Source organism: Actinomycetospora sp. NBRC 106378 (genome assembly GCF_030269685.1).
Classification (GTDB): domain Bacteria; phylum Actinomycetota; class Actinomycetes; order Mycobacteriales; family Pseudonocardiaceae; genus Actinomycetospora.
Genome location: NZ_BSTT01000004.1, coordinates 55,423 through 72,024 on the forward strand (window position 1 = coordinate 55,423; position 16,602 = coordinate 72,024).

At 71.6% G+C, this 16,602-nt stretch carries 17 protein-coding genes; 11 read left to right on the top strand and 6 right to left on the bottom strand.

What is annotated here, in order from left to right:
- Positions 1 to 172: 172 nt before the first annotated feature.
- The 3 genes from QSK00_RS11730 to QSK00_RS11740 are packed head-to-tail and all read left to right on the top strand — an operon-like array spanning position 173 to position 2,693.
- Positions 173 to 1,984: an arabinofuranosyltransferase gene (locus QSK00_RS11730; protein ID WP_285591429.1), complete on the top strand. Its 1,812-nt coding sequence runs from the start codon at positions 173 to 175 to the stop codon at positions 1,982 to 1,984.
- A 53-nt stretch (positions 1,985 to 2,037) separates the two neighbouring features.
- Positions 2,038 to 2,265 (top strand): hypothetical protein, encoded by a 228-nt coding sequence (locus tag QSK00_RS11735; RefSeq protein ID WP_285590774.1) that lies wholly within the window; start codon positions 2,038 to 2,040, stop codon positions 2,263 to 2,265.
- Positions 2,265 to 2,693: a type II toxin-antitoxin system VapC family toxin gene (locus QSK00_RS11740; protein WP_285590776.1), complete on the top strand. Its 429-nt coding sequence runs from the start codon at positions 2,265 to 2,267 to the stop codon at positions 2,691 to 2,693. Before QSK00_RS11735 ends, QSK00_RS11740 begins: the two co-directional genes overlap by 1 nt.
- A 6-nt stretch (positions 2,694 to 2,699) precedes the next feature.
- Here QSK00_RS11740 and QSK00_RS11745 read toward each other — a convergent pair whose 3' ends face one another.
- From QSK00_RS11745 to QSK00_RS11755, 3 genes are all read right to left on the bottom strand, one after another.
- A complete protein-coding gene (locus QSK00_RS11745; RefSeq protein WP_285590778.1) occupies positions 2,700 to 4,586 on the bottom strand; it encodes a glycosyltransferase in 1,887 nt (628 codons plus the stop codon).
- Positions 4,587 to 4,603: 17 nt separating this feature from the next.
- Entirely contained in the window at positions 4,604 to 5,194 is a 591-nt protein-coding gene (locus tag QSK00_RS11750; protein WP_285590780.1) for a class I SAM-dependent methyltransferase, read from the bottom strand.
- An 87-nt stretch (positions 5,195 to 5,281) separates the two neighbouring features.
- A complete protein-coding gene (locus QSK00_RS11755; protein WP_285590781.1) occupies positions 5,282 to 6,064 on the bottom strand; it encodes a class I SAM-dependent methyltransferase in 783 nt (260 codons plus the stop codon).
- A 220-nt stretch (positions 6,065 to 6,284) separates the two neighbouring features.
- Between QSK00_RS11755 and QSK00_RS11760 the strand changes: the two genes are divergently transcribed.
- Genes QSK00_RS11760 through QSK00_RS11770 form a run of 3 tightly spaced genes read left to right on the top strand, consistent with a single transcriptional unit; the run spans position 6,285 to position 8,594 of the window.
- A complete protein-coding gene (locus QSK00_RS11760) occupies positions 6,285 to 7,730 on the top strand; it encodes a class I SAM-dependent methyltransferase (protein WP_285590783.1) in 1,446 nt (481 codons plus the stop codon).
- Positions 7,727 to 8,083 carry a DUF6752 domain-containing protein gene (locus tag QSK00_RS11765; RefSeq protein ID WP_285590785.1) on the top strand — a complete coding sequence of 119 codons (357 nt, stop codon included), beginning with the start codon at positions 7,727 to 7,729 and terminating at the stop codon, positions 8,081 to 8,083. Before QSK00_RS11760 ends, QSK00_RS11765 begins: the two co-directional genes overlap by 4 nt.
- 46 nt (positions 8,084 to 8,129) lie before the next feature.
- Positions 8,130 to 8,594, top strand: a complete 465-nt coding sequence (locus QSK00_RS11770; protein ID WP_285590787.1) for a hypothetical protein — start codon at positions 8,130 to 8,132, stop codon at positions 8,592 to 8,594.
- Here QSK00_RS11770 and QSK00_RS11775 read toward each other — a convergent pair.
- Positions 8,554 to 9,165, bottom strand: a complete 612-nt coding sequence (locus QSK00_RS11775) for a hypothetical protein (RefSeq protein ID WP_285590789.1) — start codon at positions 9,163 to 9,165, stop codon at positions 8,554 to 8,556. The two genes, QSK00_RS11770 and QSK00_RS11775, sit on opposite strands and share 41 nt — an antisense overlap.
- A gap of 201 nt (positions 9,166 to 9,366) precedes the next feature.
- Here QSK00_RS11775 and QSK00_RS11780 point away from each other — a divergent pair, with 201 nt between their 5' ends.
- Complete coding sequence (locus QSK00_RS11780; protein ID WP_285590792.1) at positions 9,367 to 10,662, top strand: heparin lyase I family protein; 1,296 nt, start codon at positions 9,367 to 9,369, stop codon at positions 10,660 to 10,662.
- Here QSK00_RS11780 and QSK00_RS11785 read toward each other — a convergent pair.
- Entirely contained in the window at positions 10,644 to 11,225 is a 582-nt protein-coding gene (locus QSK00_RS11785) for a TIGR03086 family metal-binding protein (protein WP_285590793.1), read from the bottom strand. The two genes, QSK00_RS11780 and QSK00_RS11785, sit on opposite strands and share 19 nt — an antisense overlap.
- Before the next feature lie 162 nt (positions 11,226 to 11,387).
- On the opposite strand from QSK00_RS11785, the gene QSK00_RS11790 reads away from it, so the two are divergent.
- Positions 11,388 to 12,761: a heparin lyase I family protein gene (locus tag QSK00_RS11790; RefSeq protein WP_285590795.1), complete on the top strand. Its 1,374-nt coding sequence runs from the start codon at positions 11,388 to 11,390 to the stop codon at positions 12,759 to 12,761.
- Between the two features lie 91 nt (positions 12,762 to 12,852).
- On the opposite strand, the gene QSK00_RS11795 is transcribed toward QSK00_RS11790, so the two are convergent.
- Positions 12,853 to 13,299 (bottom strand): SRPBCC family protein, encoded by a 447-nt coding sequence (locus QSK00_RS11795; protein ID WP_285590797.1) that lies wholly within the window; start codon positions 13,297 to 13,299, stop codon positions 12,853 to 12,855.
- 43 nt (positions 13,300 to 13,342) lie between these two features.
- On the opposite strand from QSK00_RS11795, the gene glf reads away from it, so the two are divergent.
- The 3 genes from glf to QSK00_RS11810 are packed head-to-tail and all read left to right on the top strand — an operon-like array spanning position 13,343 to position 16,597.
- Complete coding sequence (glf, locus tag QSK00_RS11800; protein ID WP_285590799.1) at positions 13,343 to 14,536, top strand: UDP-galactopyranose mutase; 1,194 nt, start codon at positions 13,343 to 13,345, stop codon at positions 14,534 to 14,536.
- 4 nt (positions 14,537 to 14,540) lie between these two features.
- Complete coding sequence (locus QSK00_RS11805; protein WP_285590801.1) at positions 14,541 to 15,407, top strand: DMT family transporter; 867 nt, start codon at positions 14,541 to 14,543, stop codon at positions 15,405 to 15,407.
- On the top strand, positions 15,404 to 16,597 hold the full coding sequence (locus tag QSK00_RS11810; protein ID WP_285590803.1) for an alpha/beta hydrolase: 1,194 nt from the start codon (positions 15,404 to 15,406) through the stop codon (positions 16,595 to 16,597). The genes QSK00_RS11805 and QSK00_RS11810 overlap by 4 nt, the downstream gene beginning before the upstream one ends.
- Positions 16,598 to 16,602 lie beyond the last annotated feature (5 nt).

Genomic DNA, 16,602 nt, shown 5'->3' on the forward strand with positions numbered 1-16,602 from the left:
CGGTCACTCGTCCGGCTCCGCGGGGTGGAGGTCGTTATGGCATGACCCCGAACCGACCCCGGACGGCTGAGTAGGGTCACACGCTGTGGAGGGACCGGCTACAGGAAGACGGTCGGTCACGGAGCCCGTGGACGGAGTGGCAGGCGACCGACCGCTGCGACTCGGACTGCAGGTGGCGTGTCTCGTCGCATCGGCCGGCGTCTGCGTCCTCCTGCTCGCCGCGATCAGTCGTCTCCGAATTCCGTTCCCCACGTATGCCGCGGTGGCCGTCGCCGCGACCCTCGGCGTAGCGGTCGTCGCGGCCCTCGTGCTGATCGCAGCCTCCGAGCGACACGCCGAGAGCATCGCAGGGATGCTGACCTCGTCCGCCCTACTCGCGGCGATCCCGACGCTGTGGCTCGGTCTGATCCTGCAGGGCAGCAGGTACTACCTGGGCGGCATCTCGATCGACCAGAGCTTCCGCACGCAGATCCTCGCCCGCTTCGCCGCCACGCCGGGGCTGGGCGACATGAACTACGTCGACCTGCCGTCGTTCTACCCGGCCGCCTGGTTCTGGGTGGGGGGCCGGCTGGCGGAGCTCGCGGGTATCCCGGCGTGGGCGTTCTACAAGCCCTGGGCGATCCTGACGCTCGCCGTCGCCGGGTGGGCGGCCCTCACGAGCTGGCGTCTGGTGGTGTCAACCGCCCGCGCGGTCCTTGTCGCGACAGTTACCGTCGTGGTCGGACTCGGGGTGTCCTCGACCGAGCCGTACGCGTGGCTGCTCGTCGCGCCCATGCCAGCGGTGGCGGTCATCCTCTGGCGCGCGGTGCGCGCCGAGGAGCACCAGCGGCGGGTCGTCGCGTTGGTCGGCAGCGGGGTGTTCCTCGGGGTCGCCGCGATGACCTATTCGCTGCACGCGGGTTTCTTCGGCGTCTTCGTCGTGCTCGCGGCATGCGTGCCCACCCGGGGTCGGGCTCTGGGTCACCTACCGCCTCGCCTCGGGAGGGCAGCGGTCGTCATCGGCATCGGGCTCGTTCTGGCCCTCGTCGTCTGGACGCCCTACCTGCTCGCCGTCCTGAGCGGGGCGCCGACCCGTAACTACGCCCAGCGCTATCTCCCCTCCGACGGTGCGTTCTGGTCCCTGCCCATGCTGCAGCCGTCTTCTCTCGGGGCGCTCTGCCTGGTCGGGCTGCTCGGGATCGTGCTCGGCTGGACCAGCCACGCGCGTCTCGCCCGGCCGCTCGGAGCGCTCTGCCTGCTGGTGCTCGCGTGGTACGCCCTGACCGTCCCGCTCCTGCTCGTCGGTCAGACCAGCCTCGCCTTCCGGCTCGCCCCGGTGGCCGAACTCGTGCTCGCGTGCGCCGGAGCGCTCACCGCCACCGAGGTCCTCCGTGTCCTGCGATCACGCCTCCCGAATCTGAAGGCACTCGCGGGCATCCTCGCCGTCGTGGTCCTCGCCGCCTGCGCTCAGGGGGCCATCTCACCCGACTCCGACGTCGTCACCGAGGCCTACAGCGATCCGTATCCGACCGGTCCGGCCGCTCTCGGCGGCCTTGACCGCAGCCGCATCGACTCCTGGACCCCCCAGCTGGTCGCGACGGTCCACGATCTGACCTCGCGGCCCTCGGACGAACTGGTGGTCCTGGGCGGTCCGACTCAGTTCTTCGTCAGCGAGCCGTTCCACGGATTCCAGCAGTCGACGCCGCACTACTCGAATCCGCTCGCGCAGTACGAGGCCCGCAACGACGCGATTCGCTCGTGGGCCGGCGCGCGCGATGCCGACGACCTGGTCCGCCAGCTCGACACGGCGCCGTGGCCGACGCCGGAAGTGTTCGTGCTGCTTCGCCTGCCCGACGGGTCGGGAACCACGCGGATCGTCGAGGACGCCTTCCCGGCGACGCCGAACGTCGCGTTCAGCGAGGCGACGTTCCCGGCGAGGCTGTTCGACTCGCCGGCCTTCCAGGTCCGCGACGTGGGGCCCTATCTCGTGGCGGTCCGCCGCTGAGCTGGGGCATCATGATGCAGGCTTGGTCGGCATCGCGATGCTAGCCTCGGGCGATGCGTACGACGGTGAACCTGGATGACGATGTCGCCGCGGCGGTGAAGGACATCCAGAAGAGCAGCGGTATGGGGCTCAGTGCCGCCCTGAACGAGCTCGCTCGTCGTGGCTTGTCCGTTCCGCGGCAGCGGCAGCCTTTCGTGCAGGCCACGTCGTCCGGCCATGCGCTGGTCGACGTGCGCAACATCGGCGAAGTGCTCGACGTGCTCGACGAACCCCGCTCCTGATGCTCGTCGACGCGAACGTCCTGCTCTACGCGGAGGACGACACGAGCGCCCATCACCAGCAGTGCCGGGCCTGGCTCACCGAGGCCCTGAACGGGCCGAGACGAACCGGCCTGCCGTGGCCGTCCCTGGTCGCCTTCCTCCGGATTCGTACGAACCCCCGGGTGTACCGGTCCCCCTTGGCGATCGGGGACGCCTGGGCGATCGTGGAGGCCTGGCTCAGCGCACCCAGCGCCTGGGTGCCGGTGCCGACGGAACGCCATGCCGATGTTCTCGGGTCCCTGCTCAGGGCCTACGGGACGACCGCGAATCTCGTCCCCGACGTGCATCTGGCGGCTCTGGCCATCGAGCACGGGGTCGGGGTGTGTTCGGCCGATACGGACTTCGCCCGCTTCACCGAACTGTCGTGGCTCGACCCCACGGCAACCTGACGCTCGTCAGATCCCGAAGAGGCGACGCCAGTTCTCGGCGCTCGTCAGGCCCGGCGCGGCGGCCCGCCAGCGGCCGGCGGCGTCCTCGCCCTCACGGACCAACCGCAGTAGCACCTTCGCGCCGTCGCGACCGAGTCGCTTCAGCGTCTCGGGGTCGCGCTGCCGCACCCGCACGCCGGCCTGACCCGCGTCGGTGACGGCCACCCGGTCGAACAGCGCCACATGCCACCAGTGCGCCTCGCCGGCGCCGACGAGCCCCTCGTGGAACGGCACCCGCCCGGTCACCTGCTGCACGACCCGCTTCGCCCAGACGGCCTTCATCCGCGTCGGCTTCCCGCCGGCACGGACCACGGGCATCTGCGCAGAGCCGAGCTCCGGTGCCGCCGAGATCGGGTGCATCACGGTCTCCGGGTACCTCGAGCGCTCGGCCCGGATGCGACCGGTGGCGCTCACCCCGCCGTCGTCGAGGACCTCGGGACCGGCGAGGAAGTCCTCGACGGCGCGGATCAGGGTCGCCGCGAGGCCGTAGTTCATCGAGAGCAGGTAGCGCCCGAGCAGCTCGGCGAGCGTCGCGGCGACGTGACGGGCGGGGAAGCCGCTGTGCAGCGCCGAGGTGATCATGGCGTTGCGCAGGTTGAAATAGCGGTGCCAGTCGTCCCAGTCCTTCCACGGGAAGTCGGCGTGCCACAGCCCGGCCCCCGGCAGGGTCACGGTGGGGAAGCCGTTCGCCCGCCCGCGGTAGCTGTACTCGACGTCGTCCCACTGGAAGAACAGCGGCAGCGGGTAGCCCATCGTGCGCGTGACCTCGACCGGGATCAGGCACGACCACCACCCGGTGTAGCCCGCGTCGACCCGGCGGTCCTGGACGTTCTTCGTGCCGTCGGGGAGGTAGGACGTCACGTCCGACTCGCCGACCGCGCCCGGGGCGACGTGGCCGTTGGTCAGGTCCTCGAGCACGGCGTACTCGGCGCCCGCGAGCACCTGGGTGGGGTGGAGCAGGTTGAGCATCTGCGCGCCGACGATCGTCGGGTGCGCCGTGTACTGCGCGAAGGCCGCCAGCCGGACGACCACCTCGGGCTCGCAGCGCACGTCGTCGTCCATGAACAGGGCGTCGGTGGGCTGGTCGCCGGCCTTCGTGACCACCTCGTGGAGACCACGGGTGAACCCGCCGGACCCGCCCAGGTTCGGTTGACGCAGGTAGCACAGCTGCGCGCCCATCGTCTCCGCGACGTCGGCGAACGCGGGGCGGGTGTCGACGGCGTCGGTGCCCTGGTCGACGACGATCACCTCGTCGACGACGCGGAGCGCCTCCCGGTCGTCGGCGAGGGCGCCGAGGGTGGCGGCGCAGTCGTCGGCCCGATTGTGCGTGCAGATGACGATGTTCGTCCGGCGCCGGGTGGCCGGCGCCTCGACCGTCCAGCGGGCGTCGTGCAAGAGCAGTTCGGCGTCGTCGGTGACGATCTCGACCCATAGGCCGCCGCCGTCGAGGAAGCGGTCGAGCCGGGCCTCGAGTCGCACGTCCTCGGTCTGGGCGTCGTGCACGGCGATGGTGCGCGGGACGCCGTTGGTGTCCGAGGCACGGAGCATGACGCGACCCGTGCCGCTGATGCGGCCCTCGAAGCGTACGGAGGTCGCCGTCGTCCAACGCTGCCAGTACGACGCCGGGAAGCGGCCGAAGTAGGTGTTCGTGCTGACCCGGCCGTAGGCGCCGACGCGGACGTGGTGGCGGCGGCGCTCGGCGTGGCCGGACACCACCTCGACGTACATCTCGTCGGGGATTTCAACGTCCGGTCCAGAGAACAGGCCCCGCTGCACCGTGAGCCGAGAGTCCGGTCGAGCTCGCCCCGCCCCGTGGTGGCTCTGGTCCAAGGTCGCCGTGCGCAGTTCGCTCACTTCGTGTTCTCCAACGATCATGCTGCTTCAGGTACCTGAGCCACCGTGACGAATTCGTTGTAGACGAACCATTTGCCGGCGAAGCGCGGGAACGGGAATGAGGACTGCTCCTGCACCGTGAGCCCTACCTCCTCGCAATACCTCGCGAGCTTCGCATGGTCGCAGAAGGTGAGGTGGGTGGAGTCCGACAAGTATCCGCGCTCCTGGGGACAGATGAGGATCACCAGCGCGCCCGGTCGGAGCCACGGAAGGTACTCGAGTAGAAGGCTGGGCTGTCCTCCTTCTGGGAGATGCTCCAGGAGGTGACCCGCGACGAGTGCGTCGAACGTCGCTGAAGGCTCTCCGAGCTCGTCGACGGTGACGGCGTCGAGGCCGATCCTGCGGCAGTAGGCGACGGAATGTTCGTTGTGATCGACGCCGAGACTGCCCGCCGGCAGATGGCTGAGAAGGCGACCGATTCCGCAGCCGACGTCCAGGGCCCGACGCCCACCCACGATCGATCGGAGTTTCCGCCGGTACGGGGCCTGGACATCGAGAACGCGCTTCCAGCGCGCTGTCTGCAGCCCCGAGAGCCGCTCGGTATACGCGCTCTGACTTGTGTCACCCACGGAGCCTCCTCGAAACCCTGCCCCAAGGTTCTCAGTCCGCCGCCGCGTCCGGCTCAGTGGGTGCGCGGACCTCGCTCGTACCGCGAATCAGGTGTGACGCCACGTGACCTGGCGTGGGGCCGTCGGGGTCTCCTCATCCTTGGCCCCGGTGACGACCACCACGACCTGTTCGTTGTCGTGCGTGAAGGCTTCGTAGACGAACTCGACGTCGTGGGCGGCGACGAACTCGCGCCAGGCCCGGTGCTCGCCGTCCTGCCACCCGGGGTGGTTGAGGTACTCGTCGAACACGACCACCGACCCCGACCGCAGCCGAGGCCCGACGAGCTCGAGCACGGTGGCCGTCGAGGAGTAGAGGTCGGCATCGAGGTGGAGCAGGTCCACAGGACCGGGGTGGGAGTCCAGGAAGCCGGGCAGGGTCTCCGAGAACCACCCGACGACGAGCTCGGCGCCGTCGACCTCGGGGAGTGTGTCGACGGCGAAGGTGCCGGCGCGGAAGCCGGCGCGCCAGTCCTCCGGCAGCCCCTCGAACGAGTCGAAGCCGAATACCGCGCCGCCCCGGTCGCCTGCAATCTGTCGCAGCGTCGTCCCGCTGTAGACCCCGAACTCGAGTGCCATCCCGCCGCGGGGAGCGAGGGCCAGTGCGTGGGCGAGTGTCTCCGGCGGGCTCGGGAACGTCCGGGCTCCGGTCATGGTCTCGCGCACGAATCGGGCACTGGACGCCACCGCGTCACGCTCTCCGGCCGCGAGGATGTCCCGGCGGTCCCGGACCTCCCGCGCGTGCAGCGCGACGCGGAGGTCCTCGATCTGGGCGGAGACCTCCGCGAAGTGCCGTTCCTGTTCGCACCGCAGTTCGTCGATCTGCGCGGCCACCGGCCGTACCGCGTCGTGCACTGCTTCGAGGAGCCGCACACGGAGCGCATGGCGGAGGCGACGCGCTGCGGGGAGCCTGACCATCACGCCATCGAACCGCCTCGCGGGCGCCCCGTCGACCGATCGCCTCGTTCCGCTCGTCCAGGCCCACGGACCGTTCACGTAGGCAAGACGGAGGTAAACGGCGGGCGTCGGGATGCGGGCCCTACGGTGACGAACCATGGAGGACGAGATTCCCGTCACGGCGCCCGACGCCGTCGCGGCGACATCGACGGGTCTGTCGATCCAGGTGGCTCCGTTCGTCGGACCGGTCGACGTCCTCGTGGACGGTCGACGCCTCTTCTCGGTGCGGCTGGAGGACCACCCGTCCACCCTCGTCCCGTGGCCCGACGCGGTCCGGCCCTACCTGCACGGCCGCGCGGTCATCGCGCTCCGGCGCCCTGGGGGACCTGTCGGGGCCGGGATCGCGGCCGACTTCGGCGGTGGTGGCCGGTTCGAGGTCGTCGACGCGTCGGGCCGGCATCTCGTCGTGAACAAGTGGGGCCGTCTCGGTCGAGCGCTCGGGGACAGCGATCCCGGGGTGACGGCCCGCCTCCTCGACCACGCCGAGGAGGTCTCCGCGGTCTTGGAGCGCCATCTCGGTCTCGAGCCGTTCGTAACCGGGGGCACCCTGCTCGGTGCCGTCCGTGAGGGTCGGCTGCTCGGTCACGACGACGACGTCGACCTGGGCTACGTGAGCAGCTACGAGGACCCCGTGGACGTCGCCCGCGAGGGCTTCGAGGTCGGCCGGGTCCTGCGACGAGCCGGGTTCGCGGTGTTGCGCCACTCGCCCGGACACCTGCAGATGCACTTCTCGCACGACGGGGTGTCGGACCACTACGTCGACGTCTTCGCCGGCTTCATCCGCGAGGGTCACTGGCACCAGCTGTTCTGCATCCGGCACCCCGCGCGACGCTCGGATCTGCTGCCGCGCTCCACCGTGACGATCGACGGCCGTCCACTTCCGGCCCCCGCCGACGTCGAGTTGGCGCTCGAGGCGAACTACGGCCCGGGCTGGCGGGTCCCGGACCCCGCCTTCCGGTTCGAGACGCCGCGGGCCACCCGACGTCGTCTCGACGTCTGGTTCCCGGGCGTGCACGCCGATCGCGAGGACTGGGCCCTGCGACCGGAACGCGCGGAGGTCAGCGAGCGGGCGCGGAGACTGGTCGCCTGCGACCCGGGCCTCCCCGCACTCGATCTCGGCTGCGGCGCGGGGGCGGACACGGCCTTCCTCGCCGATCGACTGGGGAGAGCCGTGGGCCTGGACTGGAACGAGCCCGCGCTCGACCGGGCGCGGGCCGCCGTCGTGGGGAGGAATGCGGACATCCTCTGCGTGAACCTGCGGGACTTCCGGGCGGTCCTGCGGGTCGGCGCACGGCTCGCGGCCGAGGGGCACGGCTGGGTGGTCCTCGTCGGGAAGCTCCTGGACCACCTCGACGAGCGGGCGCGCGACAACGTCCTGCGTCTGCTCGGCATGGTCCTCCGACGGGGCGGCCATGCGGTCCTCGATCCTCCGGCTGATTCCGAGACCATGACACGGAGCGCGAGGCATCACGGGCTGGTCGTCGAGCGCACCGCGGTCGGCACCGAGATTCGTCGGGCCCAGGTAGCCCTGGCGGTCGCATGAGGAACCCCGTGCGGGTGGCAGGCGGCGCTGCGCGTCGCCTCCTCGTGCCCGAGTGGAGCGCGATCCTGGGAGACATCGGCGTCCTGCGAGAGGATCGCGACCGTCTGCTGTCCGATGTGCGGGTCCTGCGCCGGGAGCTCGCGGACCTGCAGCGGCGAGCCGCCGAGATCCACGGCGAGAACGAGGCACTCCGCGCGCGGGTCGACTCCTTCGAGGAGGACATCGACGAGAACCGTCGTCTCTCGGCACGCGTCGCCGAGGTGACGGACCTCGTCACCGAGGTCGTGCTCCCTCTGCACGACCGGGAGATCGACGTGTCTCGCATGCGGAACGAGGGCACCGAGCCGACCTGATTGCGTCCGGCTTGAACCGGACCTGTCCGACTGGTCTGATTCCCCCGTGCTGGAGGCCCACCGGGTGTCGTCGCTGCGTTCTCGCTGGGAGGTCCGCGAGGACGACGCGCCCCTGCTCGTGCTCGAGGCGAAGGGGTGGCGCTCGGCGGTCCGCTACGCGCTCGACGGCCTGGACTACGAGGTGCAGTCGACCTGGACCGGCACCCAGTACACGCTCACCCGCGCGGGCACCGAGCTCGCCCGGGCCGAGCGGGTCGGGCGCAAGCGCTGGTCGATCGTCACGCCCGAGGGGACGTTCTTCTTCCGGCGCCGCTCCATCTGGAAGGCCGACCAGGAGTGGGTGGCCGACCCGGAGACCGAGGAGCCGGTGGGCAGTATCCGGCGCACCGGCACCTGGCGGGGCGACGCCGAGGCCGAGCTGCCCGGCATGCCGACCCCGCTCGCCGTCTTCACCCTCGCCGTCGTGCTGCTCATGTGGGAACAGGCTGCCGCCGCCGCGGCGACGACCTGACCGGCGACGGCACCACGGCCGCGAGCGCGGTCCAGCCCACCGCGAGCACGACCATCGTCAAGACCCCGACGGGGTAGTAGATGTGGCTCGTCAGGAACGAGTACGCCCCGCCGACGACGAGGACGGTCCCGACGACGGCCACGGCCCGCCCGGGCCCGGGCGTCACGAGGATCGCCGTGATGCCGCCGATCACCGCGGTCGCCAGGTAGGCGTAGACGCCGGGGACGACGAGCTGGTCGGCGATGCCGAACAGGGTCGACACCCACGGGCCCGGGCCGAGCGTCATCGTCTCGTGGCCCCCGCCGATCCCGGCCAGCACGTCGAGCGCGGTGTAGAAGCAGGCGTAGACGAGGCCGAGTGCGATCACGGCGCCCTCCAGCAGCCGCCCGCGGCCCCGCACGACGACCCACGGGCCGAGCGCCAGCAGCGGGAACGCGACCAGGCCGATCACGTGCAGGTCACGCCACCAGGGCGCGGTCTCCGGGGTGAGCACCACGGGGTGGGTGAGCCCCACCGCTGCGAGCAGCAGCGGAGGCAGAGCGGCGGCGGCGAGAGCGGCCGGGCGAGGCATCGTCGGGCACCTTCCCCTGCCGTCATCTTCCCGTGATCACCCGGTCGTGTAGTCCGTTCGGACTAATACCGCGGTGTCCCCGAGCGAACTCCGGAGCGAACGGTCACGCAACGGAGGAGCAGGATGACGGACAGTGAGTTCGGGCGGGCACGGGCGCCACACCGTCGCACATGGGCCCTGGTGTCCGTGTTGGGTGCTCTGGTGTTGCTCGTCGGTGTGCTGGCGACGGGCGTGGCAGCGGGACGGGCCGAGGCCGCCGTCGTGACCGGGCGGGTCGCGAACTCCGCGGGTGGCTGCCTGGAGAACGCGAACAACGCGGCCGCGGTGAACAACCCGCTCTGGCTCAACGTCTGCGGCACGAACGCCGGGCAGCAGTGGTCGCGCTGGTCCGACGGCACCCTGCGCGTGCAGAACCTGTGCGCCGACACCGCCGGCGGCGCGACGGCCTCCGGGACCCGCGTGGTGCTCGCCGCGTGCTCCACCGCGACCTCGCAGCGCTGGAACTTCTACGTCGCGGGCTACGTCCAGAACCAGAAGTCGGGTCTCTGCCTCGCGCCGCTGGCCAACCGGATCGCCGCCAAGGTCGTCATGACGATCGTGGCCTGCGCGAACGTCGCGGCCCACAAGTGGAGCGTGCCGGCCCTCTCCACGCCGACCACCACGACCACCGCACCGCCGCCGTCGACGACGACCCCGCGGCCCACCACCACGACGCCCCCACCCACGACGACGACGCCGCCGCGGAGCACCACGACGGTGCCGCCGCCCACCACGACGACCACGACGACCGCGCCGCCCACCACGACGCTGCCGGGTCAGACTCGCCAGGTGTGGGACTCGAACTTCACCGGCGCGGGCTTCGGCAACTTCGACGACACCCCGTGGAACAACGTCGGGGCGAACGCGCCCGTGATCGTCACGTCCCCGGTCACGTCCGGGGCGAAGTCCGCCCAGTTCACGATGCCCGGCGGCGGCACCCGCTCCGAGATCGTCCCGACCACCGCCGAGTTCGGCGAGGGCCAGGACCGCTACTTCCGCTTCTCCTTCTACCTGCCGTCGACCTTCCCCACGAAGGTGAACACCTGGCAGGTCATCACGCAGTGGAAGAACGACGGCACCGGCTCACCGCCGCTCGAGCTCACCGTCGGCAACGGCAACATCAACCTCGAGGGCGGGTACGGCCACCCCGCCGGCCCGCGGACCTTCGCCAAGGCCCTCACCCCGGCGACGACGGGCCAGCGGATCGACCTGGTCGTCCACGTCCTCTTCTCCCGCGACCCGAGCAAGGGCGTCGTCGACGTCTGGCGGGGCGGCACCCAGGTGCTCGCGGGGTACAAGCCGGCCGGCGGCACCCTCTACCCGACGAGCTCGGCGGGCACGGCGACGACGAACTCCTACTGGAAGATGGGGCTCTACCGGGACTCGGCGATCACGCAGGCCGCCCAGTACACGATCGAGAGCGCCAAGGTCGGCAACACCTACGCCTCGGTGGCCTGACCCGACGACCCCACGTCCCGGCCGATGAACGCCATCAGCCGGGACGCGGGGTCGGCGTCGTCGGAGACCTCGACCTTCGGGCCGTACTGCCCCGAGGCGCGGAGCATCTCGTCCATCGGCTGCATCTCGGCCAGCAGGGCGGCGCAGCGGTCGGGGTCGAGGCGGGGGTCCTGCCCGGTCGCCCGCGCGAGGTCCCAGGTGTGCAGGAAGACGTCGGTGGTGAAGAACCGCGACACGGCCTCCGGCAGCGGCACCGTCCCGACGTAGGGGTTCACGAGCTGTCGGTCCGCCGTGGCCGGGTCGTCGAGGAGGTCCTGCACGCCGTCGCTCATGGTCCGCCACGCCCCGGCGGGGTCCTCGGCGACGTCGGGTCCCGACGGCAGGTCGACCCCGGCCCCTCCCGCGAGGAACGACGGGAACCAGCCGACGAGGTGGGCGACGACGTCCCGCGCGGTCCACTCGGGCACCGGTGAGCGCCGGTCCCACGTGGCGTCGTCGGGCACGGCCTCGACCAGTGCGGTGAATCGCCCGGCGGTCTCGCGGTACTGCTCGGCAGCGTTCATGGCGCGCTCCTGTTCTCGGTGTCCGTTCCGCAGTCGAACCCGTGGCCGTTTCTTCGACAGCAGGTCACCAAGTGGGGCCGTTCGAGTGAAACTCGACCGTAATACTTCCCGGGTTCCCCGCGACGTGACCACCGGACGTGAGTTCTTGGGGGGAGCATGGTCGTGTCAGGTCGACGGTGGATCGCAGGGATCGGGGCGCTGGCGCTCCTGGTCGGGCTGCTGGTGGGGTTCGCGGGGCAGGCCGCCGCGGGCACGGTGACCGGTCAGATCCGGAACGCCTCCGCCGGGTGCATGGAGAACTCCAACAACTCGACGGCGACGAACAACGCGCAGTGGCTCAACACCTGCGGCACCAACCTCGGCCAGCAGTGGTCGCGGTGGTCCGACGGCACCGTGCGCGTGCAGGGCCGCTGCGTCGACACCCTGAACGGGGGCACCACCAACGGCACCCGCGTGGTGCTCGTCGTCTGCTCGACGACCTCGACCTCACAGAAGTGGACGATCGCCGCCTCCGGCGTGATCCAGAACCAGAAGTCGAAGCTCTGCCTCGCGCCGCAGAACAACAAGATCGCCGCCAAGGTCGTCATCACCGTCGCCACGTGCGTCACCACGGCCGCGCAGCGGTGGACGGTGCCCGCGCTCTCCACGCCGGACACGACGCCGCCGCCGACCACGACGACGACCGTGCCGCCGACGACCACCACGACCGCGCCGCCGACCACGACCGCGCCGCCGACCACGACGGTGCCGCCGACCACCACCACGACGGTGCCGCCGCCGACGACCGTCCCGCCGACCACCACCACGACGGTGCCGACGACGACCACCACCACGACGACGTCGCTCCCGCCCCAGACCACGCAGACCTGGGACTCGAGCTTCACCTCGGCGGGCCTCGGCACGTTCGACGACACCCCGTGGAACGACGTGGGGGCGGACGCCCCGGTCATCGTCGACTCGCCGGTCACGTCCGGGGCGAAGGCCGCGCAGTTCACGATGCCGGGCGGCGGGACGCGGACGGAGATCGTCCCGACGACGGCGGAGTTCTCGGAGGGCCAGGACCGCTGGTTCCGGTTCTCCTTCTTCCTGCCCGCAGGCTTCCCGACCCAGGTCACCACGTGGCAGGTGATCACCCAGTGGAAGAACGACGGCACCGGTTCGCCACCGCTGGAGGTCACCGTCGGCGGGGGCAACCTCAACCTGGAGGGCGGCTACGGCTACCCCGCCGGGCCCCGCACCTTCGCCCAGCCCCTGGCCCCGGCGGTGACCGGGCAGCGCACCGACCTGGTGCTGCACGTGTTCTTCTCCCGCGACCCGGCCAAGGGCACGGTCGACGTCTGGAACAACGGCACCCAGGTCCTCGCGGGCTACCGGCCGGCCGGCGGGACGCTGTACCCGACCGACAAGAAGAACACGGCCACGAGCAGCTCGTACTGGAAGATGGGGATCTACCGCGACTCGGCGATCACCCAGCAGGCCCGGTACACGATCGAGAGCGCGAAGGTCGGCAACACCCGGGCCCAGGTCGACGGCTGAGCCCCGCCCGTCCCGCACGAACGGCACTCGCGCACGTCGATGCCGCGGGAGTGCCGTTCGCCGGGCGGCAGGAGGTCGGGCCGACCTGCCGTCAGGACGTGGGCAGCTTCTGCAGCGCGTCGCCCAGCGACCGCTCGGCGTCGTCGGCGAGGCCCTTCAGGGCCGGCACCATGAACGGCGTCGCCGCCTTGGCGAAGCCGTGGAAGGTGAACGTCGCGGTGTAGCTCACCGTGGTCCCGCCGCCGTCGGCGCCGGTGAACGTCATCTCGTCCTCGCTGGTCACGGTCTTGTTCCGCCCGACGATGCGCAGACGGGTGGGCTCGTCGGCCTCCAGCGTGTAGGTCAGTGTCGTCTGCTTCCCGCGGAATTCCGAGACGTTGGTCCACTGCTTGCCCACGGCGACCGGCGTCGTCGGGTCGACGGGCTCGCAGGTCACGGTGCCTGCGTCCCACTCCGGGGCGTTGCCGAAGTCGCGCAGGTAGGACCGCACGACGTCGAGCGGTGCGGGGGTGGAGACGGTCCGGGTCACGGTCGGCATGCCGGACGGTTACCCGGCAGGACGCACGGCTACCGTGAGTGCCATGGCCCAGCCTGATCTCGTCGTGGTGGGTTCCGGTTTCTTCGGACTCACGATCGCCGAGCGCGCCGCCACCGAGCTCGACAAGCGCGTGCTCGTCGTCGAGCGCCGCGCCCACCTCGGCGGGAACGCGTATTCCGAGCCGGACCCCGAGACGGGGATCGAGGTGCACCGCTACGGCGCGCACCTGTTCCACACGTCCAACGAGCGGGTGTGGGAGTACGTGAACCGGTTCACCGCGTTCACCGGCTACCAGCACCGCGTCTTCACCATCTTCCGCGGCCGCGTCTACCCGCTGCCCGTGAACCTCGCGACGATCTGCGAGTTCGCCGGGAAGGCGATGACGCCCGACGAGGCGCGCGCCTGGGTCGCCGAGCACGCCGCCGAGATCGACGTGAACGACGCGCAGAACTTCGAGGAGAAGGGCGTCGCGCTCGTCGGCCGCCCGCTCTACGAGGCGTTCTTCGAGGGCTACACCGCCAAGCAGTGGCAGACCGACCCGAAGAACCTGCCCGCCTCGATCGTGAGCCGCCTGCCGGTCCGCTACACGTTCGACAACCGGTACTTCGCCGACACCCACGAGGGCCTGCCGGTCGACGGCTACACCGCCTGGCTCCAGCGGATGGCCGACCACCCGAACATCGAGATCCGCCTCGACACCGACTGGTTCGACCTGCGCGACCAGCTGCCGGAGGACGTGCCGACCGTCTACACCGGCCCGCTCGACCGCTACTTCGACTTCAGCGAGGGCGAGCTCGGCTGGCGCACGCTCGACTTCGAGTCCGAGGTGGTCACGACAACGGGTGACTTCCAGGGCACGCCGGTCATGAACTACGCCGACCGCGACGTCCCGTTCACCCGCATCCACGAGTTCCGGCACTTCCACCCGGAGCGGACGACCTACCCGACCGACCGCACCGTCATCGTGCGGGAGTACTCGCGCTTCGCGGAGTCCGGCGACGAGCCGTACTACCCGATCAACACGCCCGAGGACCGCGCCAAGCTCGAGCGCTACCGCGAGCTCGCGCGCAAGGAGGCGGCCAACCGCAAGGTCCTCTTCGGTGGCCGGCTCGGCACGTACAAGTACCTCGACATGCACATGGCCATCGGCTCGGCGCTGACGATGTTCGACAACCGGATCGCCCCGTGGTTCACCGACGGGACCGGTTTCGACGGCGCGGACCCGCTGGAGGGCTGAGGGCGTGACCGGTCTGGCGGTCGCGCTCGCGCTCCTCGCGGCGCTCCTGCTGGCCGTCGGGTCGGTCGCCCAGCGCCGCGCCGCCGGGCAGGTTCCCGACGACGAGGCGGGTGGGCTCGGGCTGCTCCGTCGCCTCGTGCGCTCGCCCACCTGGTGGGCGGGGAGCGTCGGTGACGCGGGCGGCTTCGTCGTGCAGGCCGCCGCGCTCGGGGTCGGTTCGCTGCTGCTCGTGCAGCCGCTGCTGGTGACCACGCTGCTGTTCGCGCTGCCGCTCGAGGCGTGGACGGGCGGGCGGCGGATCACCGTCCGCGACGGGGTGTGGGCGGTGGTGCTGGCCGCCGCGCTGGCGCTGTTCCTGGTGATCGGCGAGCCGACCGCGGGGCGGGACCGGGCGCCGTTCGCCGCCTGGGTACCGACGGGGTCGGTGCTCGTCGTCGTGGTGCTGGGCTGCCTCGCGCTGGCCGCCCGCCGTCACGGCCGGGTCCGTGCCGCCGCCCTCGCGGTCGCGACCGGCATCGCCTACGGGGTGCTCGCCGCCCTGACGAAGTCGGTGGTCGACCTGCTCACCCACGGCCTCGTGCCGCTCCTGCTCGGCTGGGAGACCTGGGTGCTCGTCGTGGCCGCCGTCGGTGGGACCTACCTGCAGCAGGCGGCCTTCCAGGCCGGCGACCTCGCGACGACCCTGCCGGCGATCACCGTGGCCGAGCCTCTCGTCGCAGCCGTCCTGGGGCTCGCCGTGCTCGGGGAGCAGGTGCGGGCCGACGGCGCCGAGTGGGTGCTGATCGGGGTGCTCGTGCTCGTCACGGTCGTCGCCACGACGGTGCTCGCCCGGTCGAGCGCCACCGCCGCGCCCGCGCCGGTACCGGCGTGAGCAGCCGGACGACACCCGTCGTCGGGTCCACGCGGACCGCGCTCGTGGCGGCCGCCGTGGTCCTGGTGGCGGTGCTGCTGGTGACGGCGGGTGGCGATCCCCGCGACGTCCCGGTCACCGAGTGGCCGTTCCACGCGCTGCTGGTGGTGCTGCTGCTCCTCGCCGTGGTCGCCGCCACCACCGCACGCCGTCGCCCCGCGCGAGCGACGTCGGCGCTGGCGGCGGTGCTCGTCCTGCTGCTCAACCTCGCCGCGGCGGTCAACACCTACGTCGACTACGACCGCACCCTCGGCGCCGTCCTGGGGGTCGAACCCGCCGACGAGGAGTCCCTGGCCCGGCTCCTGCGCCAGACGAGCGTGCCCGCGGCGGGCGAGATCGCGGCCGTGACGGTGCCGACCCGCCGGTCGGGCTTCGCGGCACGGCAGGCACTCGTCTACGTGCCCCCGGCGTGGTTCCACCGCCCGCGGCCGAAGCTGCCGGTAATCGTCCTGCTGCACGGCACGCCGGGGACGCCGTCGGACTGGTTCGGGCCGGGGCGTGCCGCGGCGAGCGCCGACGCCTTCGCCGCCGCGCACGGCGGGACCGCGCCCGTCCTCGTGGCCCCCGACATCAACGGCACCGAGGACGCCGACACCGAGTGCGTGGACTCCCCGCTCGGCCGGGTGGAGACGGCGCTGACCGAGGACCTGCCGGCGTTCGTCACCTCCACCTTCCGCACCCAGCCCACCGGGCGGGGCTGGGCGGTGGCGGGCCTGTCCGAGGGGGGCGCGTGCGCGACGATGCTGGCGCTGCGCCACCCCGCGCTGTTCGAGACGTTCGGCGACTACTCCGGGCTCGCCGGGCCCCGGGTCGGTGACACCAACGCCGACACCGCCTCGACGGTGAGCGGCCTGTTCGGCGGGTCGTCGTCGGCGTTCGCGGCGCACGAGCCGTCCGCGCTGCTCGCCGACCGGCGCTTCCCGCGCCTCGGCGGCTGGTTCGAGGTCGGCGACTCCGACGCCGAGCCGTACGCCGCCCAGGAGGCGCTCGTGCCGCTCGCGCGCCGGTCCGGGATCACCGTGTGCTCCGTCGTCGTCCCGGGCGGCGGGCACACCTTCGACGTGTTCTCCCAGGCGTTCTCCGACTCCCTGCCGTGGCTCGCGCAGCGCGTCGGTCTCCCCACGACCGGGGTGAGCTGTCCCCGGCAGTAGTGGGT